At 53.3% G+C, this 22414-nt stretch carries 23 protein-coding genes and 2 riboswitches; of the genes, 14 read left to right on the forward strand and 9 right to left on the reverse strand.

What is annotated here, in order from left to right; all coding sequences use genetic code 11:
* The first annotated feature begins 62 nt into the window (after positions 1 to 62).
* The 5 genes from EDM57_RS07130 to EDM57_RS07150 all read left to right on the forward strand — a co-directional run bounded on the left by EDM57_RS07130 (position 63) and on the right by EDM57_RS07150 (position 4122).
* Positions 63 to 1028 (forward strand): helix-turn-helix transcriptional regulator, encoded by a 966-nt coding sequence (locus EDM57_RS07130; protein WP_122904071.1) that lies wholly within the window; start codon positions 63 to 65, stop codon positions 1026 to 1028.
* Positions 1029 to 1214: 186 nt separating this feature from the next.
* Complete coding sequence (locus EDM57_RS07135) at positions 1215 to 3083, forward strand: stalk domain-containing protein (protein WP_122904329.1); 1869 nt, start codon at positions 1215 to 1217, stop codon at positions 3081 to 3083.
* Positions 3080 to 3601: a shikimate kinase gene (locus EDM57_RS07140; RefSeq protein ID WP_122904072.1), complete on the forward strand. Its 522-nt coding sequence runs from the start codon at positions 3080 to 3082 to the stop codon at positions 3599 to 3601. The genes EDM57_RS07135 and EDM57_RS07140 overlap by 4 nt, the downstream gene beginning before the upstream one ends.
* A 68-nt stretch (positions 3602 to 3669) precedes the next feature.
* Positions 3670 to 3831: a YqzE family protein gene (locus EDM57_RS07145; protein ID WP_122904073.1), complete on the forward strand. Its 162-nt coding sequence runs from the start codon at positions 3670 to 3672 to the stop codon at positions 3829 to 3831.
* A gap of 36 nt (positions 3832 to 3867) precedes the next feature.
* Positions 3868 to 4122: a YkuS family protein gene (locus EDM57_RS07150; RefSeq protein ID WP_122904074.1), complete on the forward strand. Its 255-nt coding sequence runs from the start codon at positions 3868 to 3870 to the stop codon at positions 4120 to 4122.
* Between the two features lie 113 nt (positions 4123 to 4235).
* Here the strand turns inward: EDM57_RS07150 and EDM57_RS07155 are convergent, their stop codons facing one another.
* The 3 genes from EDM57_RS07155 to EDM57_RS07165 all read right to left on the reverse strand — a co-directional run bounded on the left by EDM57_RS07155 (position 4236) and on the right by EDM57_RS07165 (position 8044).
* Positions 4236 to 5084 carry a hypothetical protein gene (locus tag EDM57_RS07155; protein WP_122904330.1) on the reverse strand — a complete coding sequence of 283 codons (849 nt, stop codon included), beginning with the start codon at positions 5082 to 5084 and terminating at the stop codon, positions 4236 to 4238.
* Positions 5085 to 5194: 110 nt separating this feature from the next.
* Positions 5195 to 6310, reverse strand: a complete 1116-nt coding sequence (locus EDM57_RS07160) for a YqhG family protein (protein ID WP_122904075.1) — start codon at positions 6308 to 6310, stop codon at positions 5195 to 5197.
* Between the two features lie 33 nt (positions 6311 to 6343).
* Entirely contained in the window at positions 6344 to 8044 is a 1701-nt protein-coding gene (locus EDM57_RS07165) for a DEAD/DEAH box helicase (protein ID WP_122904076.1), read from the reverse strand.
* Positions 8045 to 8264: 220 nt separating this feature from the next.
* Positions 8265 to 8361: riboswitch (glycine riboswitch) on the forward strand.
* Positions 8362 to 8478: riboswitch (glycine riboswitch) on the forward strand.
* Between the two features lie 92 nt (positions 8479 to 8570).
* On the opposite strand from EDM57_RS07165, the gene gcvT reads away from it, so the two are divergent.
* From gcvT to EDM57_RS07185, 4 genes are all read left to right on the forward strand, one after another.
* Entirely contained in the window at positions 8571 to 9674 is a 1104-nt protein-coding gene (gcvT, locus tag EDM57_RS07170) for a glycine cleavage system aminomethyltransferase GcvT (protein ID WP_122904077.1), read from the forward strand.
* 42 nt (positions 9675 to 9716) lie between these two features.
* On the forward strand, positions 9717 to 11069 hold the full coding sequence (gene gcvPA / locus EDM57_RS07175; protein WP_122904078.1) for an aminomethyl-transferring glycine dehydrogenase subunit GcvPA: 1353 nt from the start codon (positions 9717 to 9719) through the stop codon (positions 11067 to 11069).
* Positions 11062 to 12531: an aminomethyl-transferring glycine dehydrogenase subunit GcvPB gene (gcvPB, locus tag EDM57_RS07180; RefSeq protein ID WP_122904079.1), complete on the forward strand. Its 1470-nt coding sequence runs from the start codon at positions 11062 to 11064 to the stop codon at positions 12529 to 12531. The genes gcvPA and gcvPB overlap by 8 nt, the downstream gene beginning before the upstream one ends.
* 133 nt (positions 12532 to 12664) lie before the next feature.
* The gene (locus EDM57_RS07185; RefSeq protein WP_122904080.1) at positions 12665 to 13495 is read left to right on the forward strand and encodes a lipoate--protein ligase family protein; all 831 of its coding nucleotides are present in this window, start codon (positions 12665 to 12667) and stop codon (positions 13493 to 13495) included.
* A gap of 98 nt (positions 13496 to 13593) precedes the next feature.
* On the opposite strand, the gene dat is transcribed toward EDM57_RS07185, so the two are convergent.
* Positions 13594 to 14445, reverse strand: a complete 852-nt coding sequence (gene dat, locus EDM57_RS07190; RefSeq protein ID WP_122904081.1) for a D-amino-acid transaminase — start codon at positions 14443 to 14445, stop codon at positions 13594 to 13596.
* Between the two features lie 359 nt (positions 14446 to 14804).
* Here dat and EDM57_RS07195 point away from each other — a divergent pair, with 359 nt between their 5' ends.
* Entirely contained in the window at positions 14805 to 16145 is a 1341-nt protein-coding gene (locus tag EDM57_RS07195; RefSeq protein ID WP_122904082.1) for a M28 family peptidase, read from the forward strand.
* Between the two features lie 259 nt (positions 16146 to 16404).
* Here the strand turns inward: EDM57_RS07195 and EDM57_RS07200 are convergent, their stop codons facing one another.
* The 3 genes from EDM57_RS07200 to EDM57_RS07210 all read right to left on the reverse strand — a co-directional run bounded on the left by EDM57_RS07200 (position 16405) and on the right by EDM57_RS07210 (position 18328).
* Positions 16405 to 17064: a SurA N-terminal domain-containing protein gene (locus tag EDM57_RS07200; RefSeq protein ID WP_122904083.1), complete on the reverse strand. Its 660-nt coding sequence runs from the start codon at positions 17062 to 17064 to the stop codon at positions 16405 to 16407.
* 24 nt (positions 17065 to 17088) lie between these two features.
* Positions 17089 to 17586: a hypothetical protein gene (locus tag EDM57_RS22970; RefSeq protein WP_148039098.1), complete on the reverse strand. Its 498-nt coding sequence runs from the start codon at positions 17584 to 17586 to the stop codon at positions 17089 to 17091.
* A gap of 475 nt (positions 17587 to 18061) precedes the next feature.
* The gene (locus tag EDM57_RS07210) at positions 18062 to 18328 is read right to left on the reverse strand and encodes a hypothetical protein (protein WP_148039099.1); all 267 of its coding nucleotides are present in this window, start codon (positions 18326 to 18328) and stop codon (positions 18062 to 18064) included.
* A gap of 35 nt (positions 18329 to 18363) precedes the next feature.
* Here EDM57_RS07210 and EDM57_RS24150 point away from each other — a divergent pair, with 35 nt between their 5' ends.
* Entirely contained in the window at positions 18364 to 18588 is a 225-nt protein-coding gene (locus EDM57_RS24150) for a hypothetical protein (RefSeq protein WP_483995143.1), read from the forward strand.
* Positions 18589 to 18638: 50 nt separating this feature from the next.
* Here the strand turns inward: EDM57_RS24150 and EDM57_RS07215 are convergent, their stop codons facing one another.
* Complete coding sequence (locus EDM57_RS07215) at positions 18639 to 19649, reverse strand: hypothetical protein (protein ID WP_122904086.1); 1011 nt, start codon at positions 19647 to 19649, stop codon at positions 18639 to 18641.
* A gap of 159 nt (positions 19650 to 19808) precedes the next feature.
* Between EDM57_RS07215 and EDM57_RS07220 the strand changes: the two genes are divergently transcribed.
* The 3 genes from EDM57_RS07220 to EDM57_RS07230 all read left to right on the forward strand — a co-directional run bounded on the left by EDM57_RS07220 (position 19809) and on the right by EDM57_RS07230 (position 22003).
* Positions 19809 to 20372 carry an NADPH-dependent FMN reductase gene (locus EDM57_RS07220; RefSeq protein ID WP_122904087.1) on the forward strand — a complete coding sequence of 188 codons (564 nt, stop codon included), beginning with the start codon at positions 19809 to 19811 and terminating at the stop codon, positions 20370 to 20372.
* Positions 20373 to 20468: 96 nt separating this feature from the next.
* Positions 20469 to 20897, forward strand: coding sequence for a transcriptional regulator MntR (gene mntR, locus EDM57_RS07225; RefSeq protein WP_122904088.1), 429 nt, complete (start codon positions 20469 to 20471; stop codon positions 20895 to 20897).
* A gap of 176 nt (positions 20898 to 21073) precedes the next feature.
* A complete protein-coding gene (locus tag EDM57_RS07230; RefSeq protein WP_122904089.1) occupies positions 21074 to 22003 on the forward strand; it encodes a patatin-like phospholipase family protein in 930 nt (309 codons plus the stop codon).
* Between the two features lie 51 nt (positions 22004 to 22054).
* On the opposite strand, the gene EDM57_RS07235 is transcribed toward EDM57_RS07230, so the two are convergent.
* On the reverse strand, positions 22055 to 22408 hold the full coding sequence (locus tag EDM57_RS07235; RefSeq protein ID WP_122904090.1) for a hypothetical protein: 354 nt from the start codon (positions 22406 to 22408) through the stop codon (positions 22055 to 22057).
* Positions 22409 to 22414: the final 6 nt, after the last annotated feature.

Raw genomic sequence — 22414 nt, forward strand, 5'->3', positions numbered from 1 at the left:
TCAATTGCGATTTTCCGATAATTAAAAGAAAATGAAAAGAAAGAAACGAGCGGAGGCCAGACATGACCCACGAAAAATCGTATACAACAGAAGAGATTGCGAAGATTTTGCGCATCTCGAAGCTGACCGTCTACGATCTGATTAAAAAAGGCGAGCTGCCTGCGTATCGTGTCGGCAGGCAGATGCGTGTGGACGAAAGCGATCTGGAGGCGTACAAGGCACGGGCAAAAGGCGGGTATCGTCAGGCGCAGGGTGAAGCTTCCGCTCATTCCATGCAAGGACAAGCCTTGCCGACAACAGGGCAGACGATGCCTTCCGCGCTGCGCCACGTCATTATCAGCGGGCAGGATGTCAGTCTTGACTTGCTCGCCAGCCATCTGGAAAAGCGCGAACTGCCGCTTAGGCCGTTGCGCTCCTGCAGCGGCTCGCTGAACAGCCTGGTGGCCATGTACGCAGGCAAGGCTGATATTGTCAGTACCCACTTGTTTGACGGAGAGACGATGGAGTACAACGTGCCATACGTTCGCCGCATCCTGACCGGGCATCGCTTCCTCGTCGTCAACATGCTGGCGCGTTGGGCCGGCTTTTACGTGCAGGCAGGCAATCCCAAACAGATTTTGTCCTGGGCGGACCTGGCCAAGCCGGGGGTGCGGATCGTCAACCGCGAGAAAGGCTCGGGAGCACGCACGCTGCTTGAGGAGCAGCTTCGGCTGGCGAATATTGCAGGGCTTGACGTGAACGGCTACGAGCACGAGGAGACGAGTCATCTTGCGCTGGCGGGAGTGGTTGCCCGCAAGGAAGCAGATGTCGGCGTCGGAATCGAAAAGGCAGCCCGCCTGGTCGGTGTAGAATTCGTTCCGATGGTCAAGGAGAGGTACGATCTCGTGATGCTCAAAACAAAGGAAAATGAGACATTGCTCACTGCTGTCCTCGACATCCTGCGATCCGCTGCTTTTCAAAAAGAACTGGAAGCAGTGGGCGGCTACGATTTGAGCCAGACAGGAACGATCATCTATGAAACATGGTAGGAAATGCGCCGTTCGCCCAGGCTGCAGGCAGTGGGCGGCTTTTTCTTTGCGGCGAACATGGCGGACAGATTGACAAAAAAGGCAATTTCTCTACATAATCTCCTGATTTTCTACTCACAACTGGTTGTTATTTGCTACAATGGAACAAAAATGACGCTTGCAGCCGAGCGATTTCTGGGGGCTGTCATGAAGACATTGCAAAAAACGAGTTTACTGGTATGTGCAACCATTCTGGTCCTGTTTGGCTCCATCGGCATCATCAGCTACTGGCCAGAGATTATCAAATTCGTGCAGACAGGCCAAACGACGGTGGCCGGGCAAACCGGAGCCGATCCTTTTTCATACGATCCGCCGCTGCCATCCTATGTGAAGGATCTCCATCCTGTTTACAGGATCCAGGCCGAATTACATACATCCGAGGCAAAAATCAAGGGAAAGATGACGATTGAATTTGACAATCCGCAGACGCCGGATTTGCGCCTGTACGTCTATGATTACCTGTGGAACAAAATGACGGTCAAATCGATCCGCTACAAGGACAAGCCGCTCGCGTTTGAACGCGGACTGTCCATGGTCAAGCTGGCAAATCCGCTGGGCGCGGAAATGCGCGGGGCGCTCGCGATCGAGTTTGAAAATCCGGTGCCGCGAAGAGGAACGCGCTTTGGGGTCAAGGACGACATCTGGACGCTGACAACGTGGTATCCGATGCTCGGCGCGCAAAACCAGCAAGGAAAATGGTACGACCCGCCGCAGCGTGTAGATTTTGGCGATCCGTTTGTTTACCACTACGCGGATTACGATGTCTCCTTTGTCTCCCCGAAGGGCTACAACTGGGTCAGTTCGTGGGGCAAAGGCAGCGCAAAGGCAATCGAGGGCAGCAAGCAGCTCATCCACTATCAAGGCAAAAAGCTGCTGAATTTCGCCCTGGTCGGCAGCCCGTTGTACCATGTGGAAACCATCCAGATCGGGCCGAACCTGACTGTCGACATCGCCTCTGTGGACAAAGGCAACATCCAGCGGATCAAGACGATTGCCGAAGCGGTGTTTCCTACATACAACGACTGGTACGGGCCGCTTCCGTACCCGCACGTTGCGATTGCCGAGACAGCACCCGGCACGACATATGCGATGGAGTACGCCAATCTCGCCATTTTCAAGCGCGACATGTACCAGCGCAATCTGATCGATCACTGGCTGCCGCATGAAATCGCCCATTTGTGGTGGTACAACAGCGTGGCGACGCTGGAAGCCGCCCACGGCTGGCTCGACGAAGGGCTTGTAGAGGTGAGCGTGTACCATTACTTGCAAAATCGGTACGGGGCACAGTCGGCGTCTACGCTGCTCGACGAGTACAAACGCGACGTCCGCCGGCTGCAGGAGCGCTACCCCAACGGCTGGCTGGACAAGCCGTTGCAAAAATTTGCGACCGAAGAAGAATTCCATTGGACGTGGTATTCCAAGGGAGCCTTGCTGTTTGACCATCTGCGCAGGCAGATCGGCGATGAAGCGTACAAGCGTTTTCTTCATCGCGTACAGCAAAATTACCACGGCAGTGTGATCGGGGCCGAGCATCTCGACCAGGCGCTGGGACAAACGCTGCGCGGCGAAGCGAAATACTTCGTGAACGCGACGAAAAGACCGCATCGCGACGGTCTGAGCAAGGTGCAGCTAGAGCCTTATATTACGACGATCATCAACAACATGAGCTTTTATCCGTCTATCCCGGCCAGAGCCACGGGCGGTACGGTGTATTTGCCGCTGCGCGAACTCGGGGAAAAAATGGGGCTTGTCATCAGTTGGGACGAGAAAGAGCAGATGATTCGCGTAAAAGGCTATGGCCGGGAAGTGTTGGTGAAGGAGCGGGAGCGCTTCGCCATCCGCGACGGGCAAAAGCTCGACCTTGGTCATCCGCTGAGGGAAATCAAGGAGCGCACCATGGTGCCGCTATCGTTTTTCGCAGACGTATTCGAATTGGCAACTGACTACGATCCAGCCGAAAAAACCGTAAAAATTCAAACGCGAAAAGCGAGTGGAAAGGGGGCGGAAACAAAATGAAAAACCTGATTCTCGTCGGCTTTATGGGAACCGGAAAGACAACGGTCGGAGTTGCGCTTGCTGATTCCCTGGGCATTGCCCACAACGACCTGGACCATGCCATCATCGAAGAAGCGGGCTGCTCCATCCCGGAGCTGTTCGCCCGGCACGGGGAGGCGTATTTTCGCGATCTGGAGTCCCGCCTGCTGTCACAGCTTCTGGACAATGGCCCGCAAGTGTTGACGACAGGCGGAGGAGCTGTCCTGCGCAGGCAAAACGTCGAGGTCATGCTGGCAAAAGGAACAGTGATTGCGCTTCATGCCAGCGAGGAAGAATTAATCAGACGACTGGAAAACGACACCTCGCGCCCGTTGCTGGCCGGAGGGGTGGCAGAACGTGTGAGAACGCTCTTGGCGGAACGCGCAGGCGCGTACGATTTTGCCCCGATCCAGGTGGATACAACCGGAAAAAGTCTGCGGGCAGTCGTGGACGAAATTCGGGCGCAGGTGGTTGAAAGCGCAGAAGACGGGCAACAATAAAAAGGACAGCGCCATTGCCGGAAGGAAAAGACGGCGTGTATCTGCGAGTACGAAGGAGGTCACGTGCGATGTCCTTTCAAGAGTATTTGAAGTACCTGACGAAATTGTTTGTCCAGTACATGGAGACACCAAAAGATGAACGGCGTCAGCGGAAGGCTCCGCGTGAGCCTTGGTCGACACGCTGGTTCGGGGCAATCCCTATGTCGCTTCGGCTGTTGTGGCGCAAGTAATCCTACCATGATAAGCGGACGGAGGGTGCGGTGCGTATGGCAAGAGTAGCGGTAGAAAAATCCCTTTCCCAGATTCGCAAAATGCTGAGTGACAACGGCTATGATGTGGTTGATTTGGGAAACTGGCAACAGGTCGTCGATGCGATTGTGATTACGGGGCAGGATATAAACGTTTTGGGCGATCAGAACAAGACGATTACAGGTGCACCAATTATCAATGCAGAGGGAATGACGGCCGATGAGGTTTTTCATGCCGTGCACGAGCGCCTTTCCCCGACCGATCATCGTTGATCGAAAAAGCCAAGGCTGCGTTCTCGCGTGGACATGCGAACGCAGCCCAGCAAAAAAACAGGCTCTCCGCCATCGACAGGCAGGAGAGCTTGTTTTTTGCGGAAAACGATGGTTCAGCTTTGCGGCTGACGCGCTACGTGAAAGGTACCGACCTTGTACGCATACGTGTAGGGGACAAAGCGAAGACCTTCGTCCCATACCCCCACGTAAGCGTATTGATCGTTCCATAAATGGAGCGAGCCGACGACGAACGGTGCAAGCACTTGGGAGTGGTACAAGGGAACGGTCAGCGTTACCGAAGCATCGTTTTCCTGCTGCCACAACTGCGGCCACGTAATCGCGTTGTCCCTGTGCAACTGGCTGACCCAGCCAATCTGGTCAAACGGATCTTTTTGCGTCCGCTGCAGGATGCGCGTCCCTGTCAGCCGCTGTCCGGTCGGGACGAGACTTTGCGCGGACAGGCTGTGAAAATCCGGCTCGCTTGCGGTAAAGGAAGCCGGGTACACTTCACCAGTCTTGGCGTTTACCAGTTGAGCCGAGGACTGCCGAGTGACCAGCCAGTGGGAAGCAAATCCGTCGTAGACGGGTTCTGCGGCAATTTCCCGCGGGGCAAAAGCGTCGTCGAACAAGATGTATTCTCCGACCCCGTATTCCAATAGCACGAATTTTGGTTGGGCAAACGTTTCGGCTTCTTCTCCTACGACCAGGTACCCGACCTGTTTGTCTGCTTTTTTGATGCTGACCAGCCACTGGCGTTGATTGGGGCCAAGTGTTTGCACGTCTGTATCGGCTTGTTGCCACTCCTTGAATTGCGGATCACGGGTGGCAAGCTCGTTCATCCACGTCTGGATTTGGGCGTGAAACTTTTGGTTCCAGCCCGTCTCTTCTTCTGCCTGGACTGGCCAGGCGAGCAACGCAAAAGACATAAGTACCCCGAGCAGGGGGAGGAATCGTCTGGTCACAAACATGCACCACCTTTTGTACAGGCTAAGCTTATTCCTATTGTAACCAGCTGTGACAAAAAGATTTGTTGCAACTTGTCACTGTCCCGGCACTTCTTCTCGCTGATCTTTTACATCATTCGCCTGGATGCGGGGAGATGGCGCATCGTTTTTGCCGGATGCGCTTTTCCGGCAGGCGGAGTGGAGTGCAAGTAAAACAGTCCGCCGTTGATAAAATGCACCTCAATCCGCGGCTCGTACTGCCAGCGCAGTTCGTCCATCCGGCGCTGTTTTTCTTCTTCCGGCGTGCTTTTTTTCCATTCCTCCTGATTGATTTCCTCACGGGGTGTCTCCTGAATGCTATTGGCACGCAAAAAGTCGAGGATTCGCCCGCCGGACGAGCGGTATTCGTCAAGTGATTGCTTCACTTCGACAACCGGCTCGCGGGCTTGGACTGTCGCGCGTACAGGCAACGGGATGGGGGCTTTCTCTGCGGGGGTATCTGCCGCCTCCACAGATTCGCTTTTGTCCTGCTCTGCGGGGGGCTCGCGCCGGGCAAGCTCTTCGTAGTAGGCAGCCAGTATGTCCAGTTCCTCCGTCAAACGTGCCCGCGCTTCCATGGCCCACTGCTGATCTTCCTGCGCGATGACAGCATCGACCTCCTGCTTTGCCAGCTCCACTGCCTCTTCCACAGACAGCTTCCGGTCGAGGGTGTAAAAGTAATCCGGGATCGTTGGGGAGAGCGGCAGCTGAAACAAGAATGAGGCAAAATCGTGCACAAGGCGCGGCTGGTGCAGGTTGATCCCGAGATAGAGCATGATGTCGCGACGCTTGTCGCAGATGAGCGATACTTTCAGGTTGAGCCCGAGCCAGGGAACGAGCGGCGTGGAGCGGCGCTTGCCTGTGCCCGGCAGGGAAGCGGTATTTTTCTCGTACATGCATAAAAAGCGCCCGTGCTTTTTCGCGGAGGCAAAAATTTGCTGCATGCGCATTGCGCCCAGATGCAGATGCTCGACCCTCAGTCCGTCCGGCATCCGGTCCGGATGAAACGCAAAGGTGAGCACGAGCGGCTGGTAAGCCAGATTCATTTTTTCGACCCAACTCCAGTAAAACGGACGGTTGCCAATATCCTTGTCCACCTCAACCGGAAGTTTGACTGTCAAGTAATCCGGATGGGTTTCGACGATGTGTGCGGAAAAAGCCGCGAGGTAGCGTTCTACAAATTGCCTGACCTGGTTGGCTTGCATCAGGGGAAACCTCTTTTCTTTTGGGCGTTTTGGCTATTGCTCTGCTGCTTCCGACAGGGAAGGGGAGACGTGCAGTTGTCGGCTGGCGCGGATCGCCTGGCCCATGTTGTCGAGCTTGATGGCCATTTCGCGGGTCGATTTGGAGTCCATGATGATCTGGGTCAAATTTTCTTCCAGCGACGAGCTCAAGTTGAGCCGCTCCACGATGTCGTCCAGCTCGCCGATCACCATCTCGAACAGGTCGATTTTTTCATACAGGAGTTTCAATATGTGCTCCTCGATTGTGCCGACGGTGGACAAATTGTAAATGTGCACGTCGCGCTTCTGGCCGAGACGGTGGACGCGGCCGATCCGCTGCTCGACGCGCATCGGGTTCCACGGCATGTCGTAGTTGATGACCTGATTGCAAAACTGCAGGTTGATGCCTTCTCCACCCGCTTCCGTGGCGATGAGCACCTGCGCGCGATTTTGAAACAAATCGGTCATCCAGTCCTTTTTGCTGCGCTTGAATCCGCCGCGAAACGGCACAGAGGTAATGCCGTGGTCATGCAAATATTTTTGCAGGTAGTTTTGCGTCGCCCGGTACTCGGTGAAAATGATGACTTTGTCGTTGATCTCCTGGAGCAGCTCGACCGTTTTTGCCGCCTTGGAATGCGTTTCGATCCGCTTAATCATCTCCACCAGCTGCAAAATTTGGCCGCGCAGGGGAGAATCTTCGCTGGTGCGCTGGTGCATGTTGTACAGCGTCATGAAGGCGGCTTCCTTGCTGGAGCAAACCTCGCGCTGGAGCGTAATCAACGCGAGCGAGTTGAACAGCCCTGACTCCGCCTGGTACTGGTCGCGCACAAAGCGGGTGACGCCCTCGTACAGCTCCATTTCCTCCTGCGACAACTCGATGGGAATCGACTGGACGCGGCGGCTGGTGAACTGGATGCCGCCGTCGCTTCGCTTGTTGCGAATCATTACTTTTTCAATTTCTTCGCGCAATTTGTCGCTGTTTTTCGACTGGCGCTTCCCTTCGACGTAATTGGAGGCAAACGACGTGGAGTGCCCGAGGTGCCCCGGCTTCAACAAATTAATCAGGTTGTACAGCTCGTCCATCTCGTTCTGGATCGGGGTGGCCGTGAGCAGCAGGCAATATTTTTTGCGAATTTCCTTCACGAACTGATAGTTTCGCGTCCGCTTGTTCTTGAGCTTGTGCGCCTCGTCGATAATCAGCATGTCGTAGTCGATGTCGAGCACGTGGCGGCGATGCGGGTCTCTTTTTGCTGTGTCGATGGAAGCGACGACGACTTCGTGCTGTCTCCACATGTACTCCTTTTTTTGCGCCACGGCAGGAATGCCGAATTTTTGCTGCAATTCCTTCGTCCACTGGATGACGAGGGAGGCGGGAACGAGCACGAGAATTTTTTTCGCCAGCCCCCTGACCATGTACTCCTTCATAATCAGTCCGGCTTCAATCGTCTTGCCGAGTCCGACCTCGTCGGCGAGGATGGCGCGTCCGCGCATTTCGTTTAGCACCCGTTCCGCCGTCTGCAACTGGTGGGGAAACGGGGAGAGAAGCGGCAAGTATTTCAGGCATTGCAACTGGTCGAACTCGCGGACAGCCATGGCCTCTTCCGCTTCCAGCGCCAGCTTGAACAGCTCCCATTTGTCCCAGGGGCCGTCTTCGTGCAGGCGCTCCGTCAGCGGGGCTATCCAGCTCGTGTCGAATGAAACGGGAATATTCGGCATATAGGTTACTCCTTTACAAAGCTCTGCCATAACTTTCATACGCCTTATCAAAAAACTTAACAATCGTTACCGTATCTATCATTTTGTTAAGCATTTCTTGATCTGACTGTTAATTTGCATATTTTCAACAGCGGACACTCATGGTAGGATAAAGAGGAAGTTCTTTTATTAGTATGGAAATCGCAGCAAAAACTTATGTATGACCATCTACCCAAAGCGAATGATAGTAGCAGGGAGAGACTGCGCGAACCACTGCAGCGCCGAAGGAGCAAGCCGGAACCGGTGAATCTCTCAGGCAAAAGAACCTCTACTGGACGCAACTCTGGAGAGAGCTCGATCATGGAGCCACCAAAGGGGAAACTTGCAGGTGCGGTGATCCCCGCCGCGCTTGATTGGCAAGGTAACTCTCAGGTACCAAGGACAGAGGAGGAAAAATGGGCACCATTCTTTTTGGTGTACCCGTTTTTTCGCCTCTGTTTTTTCATGGGGAGCAATGCCGACTAACAGCCTTTAGGAGGTGCCACACATGTCCAATCTGAAAAGAACGCCACTATTTGATTCCTACGCGAAATACGGCGCCAAAACGATTGACTTCGGTGGTTGGGAGCTGCCTGTACAGTTCTCCAGCATTGGCCAGGAGCACGAAGCCGTTCGCACGAAAGCAGGTTTGTTTGACGTATCCCACATGGGCGAGGTAGACGTAAAAGGCGAGAGTGCGCTCGAATATTTGCAGCGCGTCACCACCAACGACGTGTCCAAGCTGGCTGTCGGGCAAGCGCAGTACAGTGTGCTCTGCTACCCGGACGGCGGTACGGTTGACGATCTGCTCGTTTACAAATACGCAGACGACCATTACCTGCTCGTCATTAACGCCGGAAACATTGACAAAGACTATGAATGGCTGAAAGAGCACCTGATTCCAGGTGTGACCATTGAAAACATCTCGCCGCAAACGGCGCAGCTCGCCATTCAGGGACCATTGGCCGAATCGATCTTGCAAAAGCTGACCGCGACAGACCTGTCGAAAATCGGTTTCTTTCGCTTCGAGCGTGACGTAGAGATCGCTGGCATTCCGGCACTTGTCTCTCGCACGGGCTATACAGGCGAGGATGGCTTCGAAATTTACCTGGCGGCCGATCGCGCAGCAGAGCTGTGGGACGCGCTGCTTGCAGCCGGCAAGGAAGACGGACTTTTGCCTTGCGGACTTGGCGCGCGCGATACGCTGCGTTTCGAAGCCAAGCTGCCGCTGTACGGTCAGGAACTGAGCAAGGACATCACGCCGATTGAGGCGGGGATCGGCTTCGCAGTGAAGGTGGACAAAGAAGTGCCGTTCATCGGCCAGGAAGTGCTCAAGGCGCAAAAGGAAAACGGTGCGCCTCGCAAGCTCGTCGGTATCGAGATGATTGATCGCGGCATTCCGCGCACGCACTACCCGGTCTATGCCGGAGAAGAACTGGTGGGCGAAGTGACGACAGGTACACAATCCCCAACCTTGAAGAAAAATGTCGGCTTGGCACTCGTCAAAAGCGAGCATGCGGCGCTTGGCACGCAGCTGGAAGTGGAGATTCGCGGAAAGCGCCTCAAAGCCGAGGTCGTAGCCACTCCTTTTTACAAACGTCCGAAAAACTAGGCAATCGCTCACTATACATTTATTTTGAGGAGGACAACGTTCGTGAAATATCGCTACCTGCCCCAAACCGATCAGGACAAGCGCGAAATGCTCGATACCCTGGGCGTTTCCAGTGTAGAAGACCTGTTTGCAGACATTCCGGAAGAAGTGCGCTTCAAAGGTGCGCTGAACATTCCGGAAGCTCTGTCCGAGCCGGAACTGGTGAAATACTTCTCGCGTCTGGCCAATAAAAACGTCAACTTCAACACGCACGTAAACTTTTTGGGCGCTGGTGTTTACCAGCACTACATGCCGAGCACAGTCAACCACATGCTGTTGCGCGGAGAATTTTTTACAGCGTACACGCCGTATCAGCCTGAGATCAGTCAGGGTGAGCTGCAAGCGATTTTTGAATTCCAGACGATGGTATGTGAACTGACCGGGATGGAAGTAGCGAACTCCTCCATGTACGATGGGGCGACTTCGCTGGCGGAAGCGGCGATGATGGCGGCTGGTCACACTGGCAAAAAACGCGTTGTCGTCTCCCGTGCTGTTCATCCGGAAGCGCGCGGCGTTCTGAAAACATATGCCTACGGACAAAGCGTGGAGCTGGTCGAGGTTGGGCTGGACAGCAACGGGGTGACGGATCTCGCAGCGCTGGAAGCGGCTGTGGACGAAAATACGGCGGCTGTCATCGTCCAATACCCGAACTTCTTCGGAAACGTCGAGGACCTGGCAGCAATCGAGCCGATTGCCCATGGCAAAGGCGCACTGTTTATCACGTCCGCCAACCCGCTTGCCCTTGGCGTACTGGAAGCACCGGGCAAACTGGGCGCAGACATCGTGGTCGGCGACATGCAGCCATTCGGCATCCCGGCATCGTTTGGCGGACCGCACTGCGGATATTTCGCGACGACAACCAAGCTGATGCGCAAAATGCCAGGCCGGATCGTCGGTCAGACAAAAGACGATAACGGCAAGCGTGGCTTCGTTCTCACGCTGCAAGCGCGCGAACAACACATTCGCCGTGAAAAAGCGACGTCCAACATCTGCTCCAACCAGGCACTGCTGGCACTGGCTGCATCGATCACCATGTCGGCGCTCGGAAAACAGGGCGTGCAGGAAATCGCGATGTTGAACCTGCAAAAAGCGCACTACGCCAAACAAGCGCTGCAGGCAAAAGGACTGGAAGTCGTCTTTACCTCTCCGTTCTTTAACGAATTCGTAGTCAAGCTGTCCAAACCGGTTGCCGAAGTAAACAAAAAGCTGCTTGACGCAGGCATCATCGGCGGCTACGACCTGGGACTGGATTATCCGGAATTTGCGGGCCATACGCTGCTTGCGGTAACCGAGCTGCGGACCAAGGAAGAAATCGACACATTGGCGGCTGAATTGGAGGCGATCACACGTGCGTAAAGACCAGGAAAAAGCACTGATTTTTGAATTGAGCAAACCGGGCCGTGTGGGCTACAATCTGCCGGCGTTGGATGTACCAGAGGTAGAGGTGGCAAGCCTGCTGCCGAAGCACCTCATCCGCGAAACACCTGCTGAATTGCCGGAAGTATCCGAGCTGCAACTGGTTCGTCACTACACCGAACTGTCCCGTCGCAACCACGGGGTAGACAACGGTTTCTACCCGCTCGGTTCCTGCACGATGAAATACAATCCAAAAGTCAACGAGGACGTGGCGCGCTACGATGGCTTCGCCCTGACTCACCCGTACCAGCCGGAAGAAACGGTGCAGGGTGCATTGGAGCTTTTGTACAACTTGCAGGAAGAACTGGCTGAGATCACCGGAATGGACGCGGTCACACTGCAACCGGCTGCCGGGGCGGCAGGCGAGTGGACTGGTCTGATGATGATTCGTGCCTACCACGAGAGCCGCGGCGAAGGCCACCGTACAAAAGTGATCGTGCCAAACTCCGCGCACGGTACGAACCCGGCTTCTGCTGCAGTAGCAGGTCTGGAAACTATTACCATTGCCTCTGATGAGCGCGGCCTGGTAGACATTCAGGCGCTGCGCGATGCCGTAGGCCCTGATACAGCGGCACTCATGCTGACCAACCCGAACACGCTCGGTCTGTTCGAAGAGGACATCGTGGAAATGGCGAAAATCGTCCACGAAGCAGGCGGCCTCTTGTATTACGATGGTGCGAACGCGAATGCGATTCTCGGCATCGCCCGCCCAGGCGACATGGGCTTCGACGTGGTGCATCTCAACTTGCACAAAACGTTCACCGGACCTCACGGCGGGGGCGGACCAGGTGCTGGCCCTGTCGGCGTGAAAAAGATTCTCGAACCGTTCTTGCCAACGCCGATCGTGGCGAAAAAAGAAGACGGCACCTTCTACTGGGACAGCAACCGTCCGGCTTCCATCGGCCGCGTAAAAGGCTACAACGGCAACTTCGGCATTCTCGTACGTGCACACAGCTACATCCGCAGCATGGGTCCGGAAGGCTTGCTGCAAGTTTCGCAAAATGCCGTGCTCAGCGCCAACTACATGATGCGCCGCCTGGCTGCGGCTTACCACCTGCCGTATGACCGTGTCTGCAAGCATGAGTTTGTCCTGTCCGGCGTGCTCCAGAAAAAGCTGGGCGTTCGCACCCTCGACATCGCAAAACGTTTGCTCGACTTCGGCTACCATCCGCCGACAATCTACTTCCCGCTGATTGTCGATGAGTGCCTGATGATTGAGCCGACCGAAACCGAAACAAAAGAAACGCTCGACGAGTTCATCGACGTCATGCTGCAAATTGCCCGCGAGTGCGAGGAAACGCCTGAGCTTGTACAGGAAGCGCCGCACACAACCGTGGTCAAACGTCTGGATGAAGCGACAGCGGCACGCAAGCCGATCCTGCGCTATCAACCGCAAGCCTAATAGTTCTCTTTTGGAAAAGTCGCCTTGTTACAGGGCGGCTTTTCTTTACCGATTGAGGCAGCCGATCCAAGCCTTGCCCCTATTTGGGGAGAAGCGTACAATGAATGTGTTGTGAATCAGGGAGGTACATACGATGGAACAGTGGCGCTATATTGTGACGGATGCGATGTCTCCGGCGATGAACATGGCTGTGGACGAAGCGATTTTGCAGATGCACAGCGAGGGCAAGGTGCCCCCGACCGTTCGTTTTTACACGTGGGACCCGGCTACGTTGTCGATTGGCTATTTTCAAAAGGCGATGAAAGAAATCAATCTGGAAGAAGTGAAAAGGCAAGGGCTGGGCTTTGTCCGCCGTGCGACAGGAGGACGTGCCGTTCTGCACGATCAGGAGTTGACGTACAGCGTGATCGTTTCGGAGGAGCATCCGCGGATGCCGTCCGGTGTGACGGAAGCGTACAAAATCATCAGTCTCGGCCTTTTGCACGGCTTTCAAAACCTTGGCCTGGAAGCAGAGATGGTGTCGCTTGCGAGCGAGGAGGAAAAAGAGAAGTATTCCTCTCCCGGGTCATCCGCTTGCTTCGATTCGCCATCGTGGTATGAGCTGGTCGTGGAAGGGAAAAAGGTCGCAGGCAGCGCACAGACGCGGCAAAAGGGCGTGATTCTCCAGCACGGCTCCATTTTGCTCGACATGGACGTCGAACTTTTGTTCTCGCTGCTGCACTTCCCGTCTGATCGTGTCAAGCAGCGGATGATGGACAGCTTCCGCCAAAAAGCGGTGACGGTCAACGAAGTAAGCCCGCGGCCTGTGAGTTTGCAGGAAGCGATCGAGGCGTTTTCCAAAGGCTTCGCTACCGGGCTGGAAGTGGAGCTGGTGCCGTCCACGCTCACAGACGAAGAAATGGCGTTGGCGGAGGAACTGGCCAAAACGCGATATGGGACGGACGAGTGGAATTTGCGCCGCTAGGCCGTTATCGTTTTAAAACAGAATCATTTACTGAAAAAAGCTCTCCTGGGACACCGTTTGCACTGGCCAGGAGAGCTTTCCATTTTGCAAGAATCGCTTTAAACGAGTACACTGTCGTGAATGTGCTGCTCAAACAATGCTTGCAGCCTGACGGTGACAGGTCCGGGCTGTCCATTGCCGACAGCTTCGCCATCCACGGAAACGAGCGGCATGACTTCTGCTGTCGTGCTGGTGAGGAACAGCTCGTCGGCTTGCTTCAGGAAGGCAATGTCAAAAGCTTCCTCGTGAACGCCGATGCCGTTTGCCTTCGCCAGATCAATCACGACCTGACGGGTAATGCCGTGCAGGATCAGGTTGTCTGCCGGATGCGTGTACAGTTCGCCGTTTTTCACCGCAAACAGATTGGAAGAACTGCACTCCGTAATGATGCCGTTGCGGTGCAAAATCGAATCTTGCGCCCCCGCGTCCTTGGCGTACTGCTTGACCAGGACGGCTCCAAGCAGGTTCAACGTCTTGATGTCACAGCGCAACCAGCGAATGTCTTCTACGAGCTGGGCTGTCCAGCCTTTTTTCATATCCTCCACTGGCCGGGCCTTGGGGCGGACAAACGCCATGATGACAGGCTTGATGCCGCCAGGAATATCGTGAACACGCGGAGCTGTGCCGCGAGAGATTTGCAAATAAAGGGTTGCATCGTCTTGCGCGGTAATATTGTTTTTCGCCAGCAGTTCTTTGGCCAAATGGGTCAGCTCTTCGGCGCTCCATGGCAACGCAAGCTTGATCTCGCGGGCACTGCGGAACAGTCGCGTCAGGTGAGCGTCCCATTGATACAGGCGCCCTCTGTAGATTCGTACGACTTCGTAAATACCGTCGCCAAAGTTGTAACCGCGGTCTTCCGGATGAACTGCCGCTTGCCCCTCTTCCACCCAGTTGCCATCCACATATAGCATGGTACGTCCTCCTCCAGTGATTCCAGCCGCTTTTTTCCAACGATTTGTGGCTTGATTCAACATTAGCAAATCACAGCGCGCAGGGTCAATTTGAAATCGGAAAATCCACGAACAATGATGGGTATTTGGCGCAAACAAGCGCTCTCCCATTACCTTTTCATAGAGGTGCAGGCATCTCGACAAATCGACGTCTTCCGTCCAGGCAGTCTGTGGGGCGGGCAGATTTGGGCAGAAGGAAAACGAAAGCTGTCCGCCGCTGACGGGGCGTGCTGGTATTTGACTAACTATTCTGACTAGACGCTGCTTGGCAGAGCGGACCATAATAAAGGCAAACTGCACAGGAAGAAGGGAGAAAAGCCATGCGATCCGTCGGTCATTACGCATTGGGAGCTTTGCTTGTTTGGGGAAGCTTGCTGCCGCTGCCTCTCGCGCTGCCGCAGGCTTATGCGAATCAGACTCACGCAGGGATGGATGCCGAGCTGCTGTACAGCCATGTGGAGCATTTGGCGCAATCAGCGCGGCCAGCGGCGACCGAGACGGAATTTGCAGCAGCGGTATATGTGGAGAATGCTTTGCGTTCATACGGCTATGAGACGGCCTTGCAGCCCTTTTATTACGATACGTACAAAAAGCCTGCGAGCGTGTCTCTTGCCATCGAAGGCTGGGAGCGGAGCTGGGCTGTCCATTCATTGACGTTTGGACAAAATGGAGTGCAGACAGCAGAGATTGTCGATGCCGGCTATGGCCGGGCCGTTGATTTTGCCAGCGGCGAGGCCAGGGGGAAAATTGCGCTGGTCAAGCGAGGGGAAATTCCGCTTGGCGAAAAGGTCAGACAGGCCGCAGCCGCCGGAGCCGTTGCCGTCATCGTCTGGAACGACCGCGACGGTGAATGGCGGCCGTCGTTGGGCGAGCCGCTCGACATGTCGGTTCCGGTCATCAGCCTGTTGCGGGAGGAAGGACAGCTTATCCGGCAGCGGTTGCTGAAACAGCCGCTGAAAGCGACAGTGAAGGTAGCGGGTGCCGTTACCAGCCGACATACATCCTACAACCTGATTGCCACGAAAAGACCGTCAGGGGCGGGAGCAAACAAGCGCGTGCTCCTTCTCGCGCACCACGACTCAGCCGCTTCGTCGCCAGGGGCCAATGACAACGCTTCCGGCGTTGCCGTCCTACTGGAGGTTGCCCGCCAACTGGCAGAAAGCAGACTGGATACTGAGGTGCAGCTGGTCAGCCTTGGCGCCGTGACAGCCGACCAGCGGGGGCAACGGGTGTTCAGTGAATCGTTGACAGAAAAAGACAGGCAAAAAATCGTCGCTACCTACTACCTCGATGCGGTGGGACGGACGGGCAAAGTAAAAGCCATCACCGAACGCGGAGAAACCACTTTGGCCGCAGGTTTGCTGGTTGAAGCGGGAGCGAAGCTATCCGCGTGGGAAAACGCGCGCACAGAGCCGCGGAGGGTCTTGGAGTCATTGGCGGAGGCAGGCATTGACGCCGTGCTCGTCACAAGCCAATCAGCGACGGATGGGACAGATAAAGCAGAGGATGCACTCGCCACTATTGAAAAAGAGCAACTCGCGCAAACGGCGCAAATGATTTTTTTAGCGATCGGAAAAATTACAGACGGGTCAACCTCCGCCTATCCGACCCCGGCAGTGAAGACGAACGGACAACATGAGCCAGAAGAGGATTTACAGTAAGGATTTTTCGTACTACGAAAAACGGAGCAATCGAGAGCAAGGCGGAGATCGGCTTTCCAGGTGTTTTCATGTTTTTTGTCTGTGGCAGATGGACATTTTGTACTTGGGCAAAAGTAGCTAATCTCCGAAAACGGCGAAAAACGCCCGAATCTAAACTTTCGGGCGTTTGTTTACATAATGCTTATTATCGGGACCCAGATAAAAGAAATGACCGCCTCAGCTTTCCAAAGCTCGAGAGCGGTCACGGGACTATTTAAATTTAGTCTTTTAATTGGATTTCATTGGTAAAAATCTTCACTTTTTTAGAGTGGCTTGCGTACAGATCTTCTTTGTAATTTTGATATGCCTTGTCAAAGGAATCGGGATCTTCAGCGGCATTCGGAAGTATTCCGTCTTGGACAAGTTTTTCAATCAAGTTTTGGACGCTGAGCTGGTTTCTGTAAGCGCTTGGAGCATGTTTCTCCCAATACTCCTCTTCACTTAAACCAGTGACTTCGATGACGTTCTTCTGGAAGTCTTTGGCTTTTTCGTCGGTTGTACTCTCCAATATTTTTCGCATCTCTTGGGAATGTACCTCTGCCTCTTTTAAACTAACAGCTACACCTTGTTTTTCGGCCTCTTGCACAAGCAGCTTATCTATTACTAAATCCTTCAACAACTCATTATCTGACAAATTCATTTGAATGTTATTGAGTTTTTGATTAGCATTCATGTACGCTTTGTAGATCTGAAATTCTTTATTCGTGATATCTTCATTTTCAACTTGTGCAAAGCTAATTTCTTTGGTGGAGTTTATATCCGCGAGTTCAGCTTTAAGTGAACGAAATATGTCGGTCTGCTCATCTGTTGCGAAAGAAGAAAATGCTAATGCTGTACCCACCAAAACCGCTACAGAAAGGGAAATGGCTAGTTTTTTCATACCGGATTTTACCTCCCTCATCCATTACCAGCGGAAGTTTACTTCGCCAGTGCTATTTGTTTGATAACCTTTGCTTCCAGATACAATATACGAACTTGTACCGTAACAATCACCTTCAGATCCAGTATATCCTTTTGAACCTGTCCAATTTCGCCCTCTTATAACCGTATTAGGATCAGTAACGTAGGAGCTAATGTTCGGCAAGGAGACAGAGGAACCTCTAATATTTAAGGTGCCTACACTCAAACTTCCTTCGAAGATACCCGCGATTCCCGAGCTTATGCTTGCACTCAGATCCCATCTTTTCGCTGTTTTTGTCTTAGATGTGTAATCAAGCGAAAAGTCTGAGACAACTTTAGTGGTTAAAGCGATAGGTGTATAAATATATCCATTGTTACTAACTCTCCATGCATTCAACAAGTCAGTATCGTCATAATTAGCAACAGTTGCATGGCCTGGTGTTGTAAAAGTTAGTACCCCTAAAAGCATTACTGCGGTAGCCAGTGCATTTCTACGCATCATTCAAACTTCTCTCCTTTTTCCTTTCACTTTTCTTTACTTATTAAGACGACAAACTTTCGTAAAGGTTTCTCAAATTAATATATTTTTTCAAAAAAGGGTTAAATTTAGAAAAATGTTCACACTGACAAGGGAAGGTTTCTTGCTCACGGAATGGTCGTGATTGTTGGCAGTGTTATGTTTATAAAGGTCAGCAGCCAGATACGGGCCGATGGCCACGGAGGAAGTGCGTCGATCGACAGCTATGGTCTTTGAAACCACGTCGTACCGAAGAAAAAGGGGGAAGCATCGTTGGTGTTCTGACAAAAGGAAAAGACCGCCCTTGAGCTTGGCGAGCCAGGCGGTCGTTTTGTCCGTTTGCAATTAAGCTGAGCCGATCCCCTTGCAGGGAACGTCTATAGTACTTACCAACATTGTGTTGGCAGCACCATGTCGGTTTTTTCATTTTGGCCAGTAATTGTTTGCAAAATGTTTACTACTAGTTACCCAGGAATCTTTTCCACCAGGGCCTGTTCTCTTTCTCCCGGATCGTCGCGATCTCCTTCCGCACTTCCAGAATGGCTGTCATCGCTTCATCCAGTCTTTTGCTTCGCGCCAGTTGGCGGGCCTGTTCGTTTTCCATGTCCGAAATACGTTTCCGCAGCTCCGCGATCTCCTGCTTTTCTGCAAGAGAAAGGGAGAGGACAAACATGGCAAAAGAATTTCTCAAAGACGATTTGTGAGTATTTGTGGTTCCCGTAGACATTATGGACCGTCCCCGATCTGGATATGTACGAACAGATGGTCGACATCGTGCTCCGTTCGTTCGCAAGCGCACGGGAAGCCACTGCGTTCCCTTCCTATGCGATGATCGCCAAACTGGGACGCATGAGTTGTCGAAAAGCCATCGACGCGGTACAGAGACTTGTAGAGAAGGGTTTGCTACGTAAAGAAATGCGCTTTGACGTAAGCAAGAATCGAAAAATCTGCAATGCATCCAACCTTTACACGCTTGATCTGCGGTAGTGCACAGGATGCACCATCGTTTTGCAGCCTTTTTGCGTGCAAAGGACACGTCATGTCTGGCGCCTCCAGACAAACCAGCCGATCAGAACCAAACCGCAGTAGGTAGCCCCGCTCGCCACGACAGAGACGCTCCACGGGAGCCATATCGCCAGGAAGGCAAACAGGCTGACTGCGAGCAGCATGACCAGCAGCAGCGGTGTCCATTGCAACTGGTGGCGCTCTGTGACAGGGTGAGCAAGTGAATAGAGGAGCAAGGCCGACAGCACCCCTCCCTGGATCAGAGCGAGCAGCGCGAAGACGGCTCCGCCCGTTGGCAGCAGCTGCACGGAAATCAGTCTCATCGGCAAGGGCGAGGCGTGAATATCATGCCAGTGGGAGAGCAGAACAGCTTGACCGAGCAGCAAAAAGAACAAGACGAGAGCCGTACCGACGCCAAGCCCCAATCGTAGCGAATGAGCCTTGCTTGCGCGTCCGGAAACAGGCAGCAGCACAGCGAGTATGAGCAAAAAGTGCAGAGCAAGGAACGAGACAGCGTGAATGAGCCAGTTGCCATTCATTTGATAGCCGAGATCGGGAATGGGGACATGCGGTTGGAGCAAAAACAGCAAGCCGAAAAACAACAACCCTGTCACCAGGCAAAAACCTGTGCCTGCAGCGATCCAATTCCAGCGTTTGTACAGAAAACTGGTCGTGACGATGAGGGACAATAACAGGACCCAGATCGGCGACAGTCCTGCGATCAGATGAGCGGACTGCTGACCGAGCATGACGCCCACATACGCAAGCAAAAACAGATGGGTGATGACCGACAGGCTGGAAGCAAACGCTTCGCCGAACAGGTGCAGGTAAAGCTCATAGAGCGAGCTGATTTGCTGGCGGTGGCAAAAACCGAGCAGCTGAAAGCTTAGCCACGCGATCCCAAGACTGACGAGTACGATGCCGATTGTGCCCCAGGAGCCGAAATAGGTAAAGAAACGGAGCCACTCATAACCGCCCAGATAGGGCCCTCCAAGTGCGGCTCCCGCAAAAAGAATGGCGATTTGCCAAGCGACTTTGTCCATAGGCATCATCCTTATTCCCAACTTGCTACATGTGTATGTCCAGGCAAGGCTTGTTCAGAACTGAGAATATTAAACATACTTTTTTGTTTACAATGTATAGTGAATGGATTATAATGAAATACATACCAGTCAAGCTAATCCTAATGAGGTGAATACAGGATGAAAATTGTAGGAATTGCAGGAAGCATGAACACGAACTCCACGACAAAGCAAGCGGTTGCGATTGTACTCGACGCAGCGAAGGCTGCCGGCGCTGATATTGAAATGATTCATTTGGCAGAGTGGAAGCTGCCGATTTACGATGCGCGGGAAGACGCGTCGACTTATCCGGAAGTGGTCCACCGCTTCGTGCAAAAAATTACCGAAGCGGATGGGATTGTGATCGGTTCGCCTGAATATCACGGGACCATGACGGGGGCATTGAAAAATGCGCTCGACTTTTTGGAGGCCCGCCATCTGCGCGACAAGCAGGTAGCGCTGGTCGGTGTCGCCGGAGGAAGCATGGGCGCGACAAATACAGTCAACACGCTGCAGCTGATTATGCGCAATCTGCACGCATGGCCGCTGCCAGCCAGTCCAAGTGTTCCGAGCGCATACAACGCCTTTACGCCGGAAGGCAAGCTGAAAGATGAGCGCTTGCAGGCACGGATGGAGACGCTTGGCCAACAATTGGTTGAATTTGTCAAATTAATGAACCCGAAACCAGAAAAACAGCTGCAATAGGCAGGTTTCTCTTGCTAATCGTTCTCATTTAACGGTATTATATTTCTACGTGCCTTTTTTGGACGGAAGAAATATGGGTTGAAATGAGGGGTTCACATGCCGACGCCGAGTATGGAAGACTATTTGGAACGAATTTACAGCTTAATTGAAGAAAAGGGCTATGCTCGTGTCTCCGATATTGCTGAAGCGTTGGAAGTACATCCCTCATCGGTCACGAAAATGGTTCAAAAGCTGGATAAAGACAAATATCTCGTGTATGAAAAATACCGTGGCCTGGTCTTGACGCCGAAAGGGAAAAAGATTGGCAAACGTTTGGTGGATCGTCACAGCCTGCTCGAAGAGTTCATGCGCGTCATCGGCGTTGACGAAGAACATATTTACCAGGATGTCGAAGGAATCGAACACCACTTGAGCTGGGAGTCGATTACATGCCTGGAATATCTCGTGCAATACTTCCAGCAAGACCCGAGCCGGATGGAAGAGCTCCGGCGAATTCGACTGGAAGATGAGCAAAAAGAAGAATAGGCATCTACGCTGCGCAAGCTGACTGGCTTGCGCTTTTTTTTTTTTTTGCCCAAATAACCGAATGCGACGGAAAGACTTCGCTGAAAAAAGCGCGGCGAAACCCCGTTTTTCAATCCTAACGAATAAGCTGTCGCCTTATATTGGTAGTAGAGCGTTTTGCGGAAGGAGGCGGCAGGGTGAAAGCGGACGCAGTGTTTGAAGGCGGAGGGGTAAAAGGAATCGCTTTTCTCGGCGCCTTGCGCGTTATGGAGGAAAACGGGTATACGTGGGAAAAGCTGGCTGGAACGTCAGCAGGCTCGATTGTAGCCGCCTTGCTCAGTGCGGGATACAACAGCCAGGAGCTCAAGCCGATTTTTGACGAACTGGATTATTTGCACTTTTTGCAGCGGTCGGGGATTGGCAGACTTCCGTTCATCGGGCCGATCTACGAGCTGATGGTGCGGGAAGGCGTGTTTCGCGCCGACCGCATCGAGCTGTTCATCGAAGAGCTGCTGCGGCGAAAAGGGGTGCGCACCTTTGGCGACTTGCCGCCCGGAAAGCTGAAAATCGTCGCTTCCGATGTGACGGCAGGAAAAATGGCGGTGCTGCCTGACGATCTTCCGCGCTACGGCATTGACCCGGACAGCTTTTCCGTAGCGAAAGCCGTCCGGATGTCATCCTCGATTCCGTTTTTCTTTCAGCCGGCCCAGCTAAAAAGCGGCAACGTCACGCATTATATCGTCGATGGAGCGCTCTTGAGCAATTATCCGGTCTGGCTGTTCGATGTGCCGGGAATACCCAACTGGCCGACGATCGGATTTCGGCTCTCGGACGACCCGGACAAACGGGAGCAAAACAAGATCGCAGGCCTGTTTTCTTTCTCCCGCAGCTTGCTGGCTACGATGCTCGACGCCCACGACAGGCTGTACGTTGACAAGGCGCAGGCGGTCCGGACGGTGTTCATTCATACACTCGGCGTGAGAACCACGCAATTCCAACTGTCCAAAGAAATGCGGAATCGCCTGTATGCGTCTGGAGAAGCAGCTGCCAGGCAGTTTTTACAACGCTGGGATTTCGACGAATACGTAAAAGTGTTTCGTCAATCGTCGCCGAAATATTTGGTCTAGCCAACATGTACAAAAAAACAGGTCGCCGCTTTTGGCAACCTGTTTTTGCTTTCAGTGAGAGATGTTGTTTTGCGATTTCTCGCCCTGTTTTTCTTTTGATTTTCCTTTGTTGCCGTCGATCACACGAAACGGATACTCTTTCCTGGAGCCCGTCGACTGCTTTTTGTGTGCTTGTCGCATCACGGGAGGCTTCGGCTTTGCCTTTTGTTGTTTCGGAGTGCCAGATCCTGCACTTTTCGGGAAAAAAGAGCCTGTTCGCAAATAGTTGCGTACGAGCAAAAACAGGGCCACTGACAAACCAAGGATAATCAGCGTATTGATGGGATCACTGATGAAGGTCAACAAAAATCCGTAAATGGCGAGCAGCACAATAACCAAAATCAGGGGTGGAATGCGACGTAACATAGGCTC

This window comes from Brevibacillus gelatini, from assembly GCF_003710935.1.
Lineage (GTDB): Bacteria > Bacillota > Bacilli > Brevibacillales > Brevibacillaceae > Brevibacillus > Brevibacillus gelatini.